Source organism: Stenotrophomonas sp. NPDC077659 (assembly GCF_050268705.1).
In the GTDB taxonomy this organism is placed as follows: Bacteria; Pseudomonadota; Gammaproteobacteria; order Xanthomonadales; family Xanthomonadaceae; genus Stenotrophomonas.
This window is the reverse complement of record NZ_JBNNHG010000225.1, coordinates 1-3,757: the sequence shown is the minus strand read 5'-3', so window position 1 is coordinate 3,757 and position 3,757 is coordinate 1. Positions and strand designations below refer to the sequence as shown.

Sequence of the window (3,757 nt, the reverse complement as noted above, 5' to 3'; positions counted from 1 at the left end):
TACTTGCGCCGTCCCCGCACACCCACAGTGCCCCGCCATCCCACGGAATGCCGCTGTTGCCTTTGACGTTGACGTTGCCTTTGACGTTGACGTTGACGTCAAGCAGGTGCAGGGCTGCAAGCCCTGCCGAACACCCCTACCCCGTCGGGCCCTGGCTGCCTACCAGGCGCACCGGGCGCTGGTTGGCCAGGGTCAGCCGTTCCAGCGGCTGCGGGCGCTCGATGGCATAGCCCTGCAGCCCCTGCACACCCATGTCGGCCAGGGTCTGCGCCACCTCATCGGTCTCCACCCACTCGGCCACCACCTCCATCTGCAGTTCCCGCCCCAGCTCGCTGATCGCGCGCACCGTGGCCCGGCTCACCGCGTCGGTGTCCATGTCGCGCACGAACGCGCCGTCGATCTTCAGCATGTCCGCCGGCAGTTGCCGCAGGTAGCCGAACGAGGACAACCCCGAACCGAAATCATCCAGCGCCATCCGGCAGCCACGCGCCTTCACCGCGTCGATGAAGGCGCGCGCCTGGGTCACGTTGCTGATCGCCGCCGTCTCGGTCACCTCAAAGCAGAGCTTGGCCGCCAGTGCGCGGTTGCGCTCCAGCAGGTCGCAGACATAGGCCAGGAAACCCGGCTCGGCAATCGACTGCGCCGACACATTGACGTTGCACATGCCCAGTTGGCGCACGTGTGCCGGGCACGCCTGCAGGTGGCGGAACAGCAGGCCCAATACGTGCCGGTCCAGCGCCACCGCCATGCCATAGCGCTCAACCGCCGGCATGAACTGCCCCGGCAGATGCAGCACGCCCTCCGTATCGCGCATGCGCACCAGCACCTCGTAATGCAGGTAGCCCGGGTGGCCGACCTTGGCGATACGCTGGGCATGGAGCAGCATGCGGTTCTCGGCCATGGCCCGGCTCACCCGCTGCAGGCGCTCGGCCTCGTGACGGCGCTCGTCCAGTGCCAGACGGTCCTCGTTGAAACAGTGCACCCGGTTGCGGCCTGCCTGCTTGGCCGCATAGCAGGCGCTGTCGGCCGCGCTCATCAGCCAGTTCACGTCAGCTGCGTCGGCGGTCACTTCCACCACGCCGATACTGCAGCTCAGCTGCGGGCTGCCTTCGCTGATCGGAAACGTTGCCTGCCCCAGGTTGCGGATCAGCCGCTGCAGCACGCGCTTGGCCTCGTCCTGGCTGGCGCCACACAGGAAGACGGCAAACTCGTCCGCCCCCAGCCGCCCCACCCAGTCCCCGTCGCGCACCGCGCCTACCAGATACTGGGCGAAGCCTCGCAACATCTGGTCGCCCGCCGCGTGACCGAAACTGTCGTTGACGAGCTTGAAATGATCCAGATTGATATAGCACAACGCATGCGTGCCGCCGTCGGAGCGGACCTGCAGCAACGCTTTTTCCAGCAGCCGTTCGATCTCGCGACGGTTGATCAGGCCGGTCAGCGGATCGTGGCTGGCGTGATGCTCGATCTCCCTCGCCAGCGCATGGTTCTGGCTGACATCCTCGATGATGGAAAACACCGACAACCGGCCGCCGGCACTGCGCACGCCGGTGCCGCTCCAGCGGCCCCACACCAGGCTGCCGTCGCGCCGGCGGAAACGCAGTTCGCTGGGCCGCAGCTGGCGGTCCCAGTCGATCCGCCCTGCCTCGTCGAGCACCAGCTCGCCGTCCATCAGCAGATCGCCCAGAGCCATCTGCTGCAGCACGTCGCGGCGGTAATCAAGGATGTCGGCCATTGCCTGGTTGGCTTCCATCACCCGCCCGACCGCATCCAGCTTCAGCATGCCCACATTGGCCTGGTAGAAGGCCGCGCGGAACCGACTTTCGTGCTCGGTCAGGTCCTTGCCCACACGACGCGCCAGGGCCACCGCCATCAGGGTGATGGCCAGCACCGAGACGCCACCGACCACCAGCGTGACCAGGCGCACAGTGTGTGCCATGCGCAGCAAGGACTGCGAAAATGCCTCCGCCTGCGTTCGCAACTGCAGGTCAAGATCGTGAACGCGCTGCATGTAGCGATCACGCAGCGCGGGCTGCTGCAGTGCGTCGATCGGCACGTTTTCCAATTCGTCGATCAATGCCTGCATCGCCAGCAGCTGCGCGTCGGTCTGCCGCCACAAGCGGGTGGCTTCACGGAACGGTCCCAGCTCGCGCGCATGGCGGAACGAGAACACAAGCCGGGGAACATCCGCGTGTGTGTTGCCGCCGCGCAGGAAGCCTTCGCGTGCCTTTGCTTCGTCCGGGTCGGACTGTTCCAGCGCCAAACGTGCCTGCAGATCGCCCAATGGCACCTGCAGCGCACGCCGGGCATCTTCCAGATCATGCGCCGCTCCGCGTGCCAGGTAGCGGCTGAGCGCGGAGGTGGCATCCTGCTGGCCACGTGACCAATGCCCCTGCCCGGCCATCCATGCAGTCGATGCCGCCTGCAGTTCCTGGATCAACGCGGACAGGCCGACCAGTCCGATCGCCATGCCCGTCAACAATGCAAACCGCAGCCCCAGCCCACGGGTCATGGGTACCCGCCGCTGGTGGTGCTCCTTGCCACTCCTACCCATCCCGGATCCCCCCGAATGTGCCGGACTGCTTCCTTGTGCAACCGTTGCAGCCTATGGCCACGCATGTGTGGGCCATGCGAAGCCGGGGCAGCAGAAGGGGGACGGAGGGGATTAAATCGGTTTAATCCCCTCCGTCCCCTTTTTCCAGGCCTGAAACGAAATACGCCAGCCCGGAGGCTGGCGTTGTTCTTTCACATCCCGGGGGATCAATAGCTGCGCGGGCCGCGCGGCTTGAAGCCGTCACGACGCGGCGGGCGGCTGTCGCGGTCGCCGCCATGGCCACCCGGGCCAGCCGGACCGCCACGACGCGGACCACCCGGGCCGCCTGGGCCACGCTTGTCGAAGCGCGGCTTGAACGGACGCGGGGCCGGGTTGGTGTCTTCACCCGGGGCCAGCGCACGCATCTGCAGCTGTTGGCCGGACACCCAGACCTTCTGCAGGTGCGACAGCACGTCCGGCGGCATCTGCGCCGGCAGGTCCAGCAGCGAGAAGTCGTCGTGGATGTCGATGCGGCCGATGAAGCGGCTTTCCAGGCCGGCTTCGTTGGCGATGGCGCCGACGATGTTGGCCGGCTTCACGCCATGCTGGTGGCCCACCGAAATGCGGTAGGTCTCCATGCCCTGCTCCGGTGCGCCACGCGGCGGAACCTCGCGGCGCGGACGCTGCTCGAAACCACCTTCGGCATCGTCACGGCGCGGGCCACGCTCGAAACGCGGACCACGCTCGTTGCGGTCGAAGCGATCACCGCGCTCGGGGCGGTCGCCACGATCGAAACGCTCGCGCGGCGCGCGTTCTTCACGCGGGGCGCGCACCGGCGGCTGCAGCAGGAACGGGGTGTCGCCCTGCAGCATCTTCGCCAGCGCGGCGGCCACTTCGATGGCCGGCACGTTCTGCTCGTTCTCGAAGCGTTCCAGCAGCTGGCGGTAGAAGTCCAGGCCGCCGGCCGCCAGGGTTTCGGTGATGCGCGAGGTGAACTTGTTGATGCGGGTGTCGTTGACCGCTTCCACGCTCGGCAGCTGCATTTCTTCGATCGGCTGGCGGGTGGCGCGCTCGATCTGGCGCAGCATGCCCTTTTCGCGCGGGGTGGCGAACAGGATCGCCTCGCCGCTGCGGCCGGCACGGCCGGTACGGCCGATGCGGTGCACGTAGCTTTCGGTGTCGTACGGGATGTCGTAGTTCAGCACGTGGCTGATGCGGTGGTCG

Annotated in this window: 2 protein-coding genes; both read right to left on the bottom strand. The window is 67.1% G+C overall.

Annotated elements, in window-relative coordinates:
* Window positions 1-136: 136 nt before the first annotated feature.
* Window positions 137-2,554: a putative bifunctional diguanylate cyclase/phosphodiesterase gene (locus ACQKDV_RS18700; RefSeq protein ID WP_427785747.1), complete on the bottom strand. Its 2,418-nt coding sequence runs from the start codon at window positions 2,552-2,554 to the stop codon at window positions 137-139.
* Window positions 2,555-2,760: 206 nt separating this feature from the next.
* Window positions 2,761-3,757, bottom strand: a 997-nt coding sequence (locus tag ACQKDV_RS18695) for a DbpA RNA binding domain-containing protein (protein ID WP_427785746.1), incomplete at its 5' end; no start/stop codon positions are given.